Source organism: Actinomadura bangladeshensis (assembly GCF_004348335.1).
In the GTDB taxonomy this organism is placed as follows: Bacteria; Actinomycetota; Actinomycetes; order Streptosporangiales; family Streptosporangiaceae; genus Spirillospora; species Spirillospora bangladeshensis.
In genome coordinates this window covers 1-2865 of record NZ_SMJW01000466.1, presented here as the reverse complement: position 1 = coordinate 2865, position 2865 = coordinate 1, and the positions used below count along the sequence as shown (strand labels likewise).

General features: G+C 78.3%; 2 protein-coding genes. One reads left to right on the top strand and one right to left on the bottom strand.

Annotated features, from left to right (window positions below):
* The coding region (locus E1284_RS39945; RefSeq protein WP_131945321.1) for an EamA family transporter at positions 1-1213 on the bottom strand (1213 nt) is incomplete at its 3' end.
* A gap of 148 nt (positions 1214-1361) precedes the next feature.
* On the opposite strand from E1284_RS39945, the gene E1284_RS39940 reads away from it, so the two are divergent.
* Positions 1362-2865: hypothetical protein (locus E1284_RS39940; RefSeq protein WP_131945320.1), on the top strand; the 1504-nt coding region annotated here is incomplete at its 3' end.

Below are 2865 nucleotides of genomic sequence, written 5' to 3'. Positions count from 1 at the left end.
GCGTGTGGGGTGCGGTGCGGCCGCAGCTGGTGCGGCTGGTGGGCGCGGGCCTGGCGGGTGCGGCGGCGGAGCTGTGCGGGCTGGGGCTGATCGCGGCGGCGGCGTGGCTGATCGCGCGGGCGGCGCAGCGGCCGGAGCTGGCGGCGCTGTCGCTGGCGATCGTGGCGGTGCGGGGGTTCGCGCTGGCGAAGGGGTCGCTGCGGTACGTGGAGCGGCTGGCCGGGCATGACGCGGCGCTGCGGGCGCTGGCGGAGCTGCGGGGCCGGGTGTTCGACGCGCTGGCGGCGGCGCGGCCGGCGGCGCGCTGGGCGATGTAGGCGCCGGTCAGGACGATCGCGCCGCCGGTCATCTGCATTGGGGTGAGGCGCTCGCCGAGCACGGCCCAGGCGATGAGGGCGGCGGCGACGGCCTCGGTGTAGCAGATCGCGCCGCCGACCTGCGCGGGCAGCCGCTGCAGGCCCGCGACGCCGGTGAGGTAGGCGATGACGGTGCTGACGATCCCGATCCAGGCGACCAGCGCCCAGCCGGGCGCGGTGTGCCCGGCGAAGGGGACCTGCGCGGGCAGCACCCCCCACGGCAGCGCCCACGGCGCCGCGAAGGCGGTGAGCGCGGCGGCGCCGACGACGGTGCCGGCGGTGGTGATGACCAGGGGGTCGACCCGCCCGGCGAGGCGGTCCACGATGAGGAAGTAGCTGGCCTGGCAGGCGGCGGCGCCGAGGCCCGCCGCGAGGCCGACCGGGTCCAGGGACAGGCCCGTCCACACCTGCACGACCAGCGCCAGCCCGGCCATGGCGGTCGCGACGCTGGCGGCGGCCGTGCGGTGCACCGGGACGCGGCGCACCAGCCGCAGCCAGCCCAGCACGATGACGGGACCGCTGAACTCCAGCAGGATCGCCACGCCCACCGGCAGCCGCGACGCGGCGACGAAGTAGCACGCCTGGCAGCCCGCGACCCCCGTCAGCCCGTACACGATCAGCGGGCGCGCGTGCGGCCGCAGCCCGGCCGGCGCGGTCCGCAGCGCCCGGCCCCGCACGGCCGCGGCGAGCGGCACCAGCACCAGCGCGGCGACCGCGATCCGCAGCCACACCGCCTGCAGCGGGCCGAGGCCCGCCTCGATCAGCGCCTTGCCGAACGGCCCGGACGCGCCGAAGCACACCGACGACAGCAGCACCAGGCCGAGGCCCGCCGCCCGGGTGCGCGCCGCGCCGTCCATCGCCACTCCCCGCCGCATGGTGGACCCGCCCCCGCGGCGAGCACATGAGCATCCTGCCATAACAGTCCTTACACGCCGAAGGGGCGGATACCGGCCCGTAACTCGGGCGATGCCGGACGGACCATGCCGGGCGACTACTATTCGCCGGATGAGCTGGCAGGCGGCCGGGGCGGGGCCCGGCGGAACCGGAGGCGGCCCGAGCGGCGACCTGTTCGCCTCGGTCGAGGGCAACGTGCGCGAACTGGTGGCCTCACCGTGGTGGCAGACCGCCCAGCCCGCCGACCGCGCGGCCCAGGTCGCCGCGCGGATGCTGTGGGGCGCCGGCGAATGGTGGCTCTACGGCGCCTGGGGCCGCTGGTACCGGTGCGGCCTGGACGGCGCCTGGCACCCCTGCCCGCCGCCCGCCGCGTTCGAGGACCGCCGCGTCGCCGTCCCCGCCCCGCGCGGCGCCGGGACCCCGCCGGTCCCGCCGCAGCTGTTCCCCACCGGCCCCGACCTGGCCGCCGGCCGCGTCGCGCCGCTGGGGTTCCTCGGGCCCGTCCCCGACACCGCCGTCGTCGCGCGGATCTCCCAGGCCCTCACCACCGCGCTGGCCGTCGACCCGCGCCAGTTCGCCCAGCGCGACCCCATGTTCCAGCCGGGCACGCCCAGCACCGTCGCCGCCGCGTGGGGCGCGCTGCTGTGGTGCGCCGGATCCCCCGTCGCGCTGACCGAGCACCCGCTGATCGAGTCGTTCATCCCGTTCCTGACCACCCCCGCCGAGCGGCTGCACTGGATGATGCCGCCCGACTTCGCCACCCTCGCCGGCTACTACGTCCACCGGCTCGGCGCCGGCGACGGCGGCGGCGCCGCCCACATCGCCCGCGTCATGTACGAGGTCGCCGCCGGGCTGCAGGCCGACCCCCGGTTCCGGCCCGGCGCCGACGCCCTCGCCGCCATCACCGGCGCGTCGCTGCGGATGGTCAACCAGGACATGGCCACCGTCCGGTACGGGCCTGACGCCGTCCTGCAGGAATGGCGGCGCCGCTGCCCCGCCGAGTACGCCACCCCGATGGTCCGCGACACCGCGCCCGGCGAATACCTGCGCCTGGCCCTGTACGACCTGCAGCAGATCGTCGCCGGCCTCACCGGCCCCCGCCCGTCCGCGCCGGGCCGCGGCCACGACGAGGTCCGCCGCGCCGGGATCGCGGTACTGGCCGCCGACCTGCAGGCCGCGCCGGGCGCGCTGCCGGCGCTGCAGCGCTGGCTGGACCCCGACAGCGCCCGCACCCTCCAGGCCGTCCTGGCCGACCCGGCCAACCCGCTGCGGTCGCTGTGGCCCCGCGACGGGCGGCTCCCGGACGCGCTGCGCAGCGACGACGCCGACGCCCTGGCCGCGCTGCTGGCCACCACCTACACCCTCGGGCTGACGTGGTGCCGGCTCGCGCAGGTCGCGCCGCCCGCCACCGGGTTCGCGGTGCCGCAGGCGGTCGCGGCGGAGCTGACGTCCCCGGCGATGCACAGCCCCCCGTCCACCGACGAGCTGTCGGCGTGGGACATCATCAAGGCCGCCCGCGCGCACATGGCCGCCGAGCGCGCCACGGCCGGCACCGACCAGCCGGTCGCGCCGGTGCCCGAGCCGCCGCAGGCCGCGCCGGGCCCGCCGCCGGCGG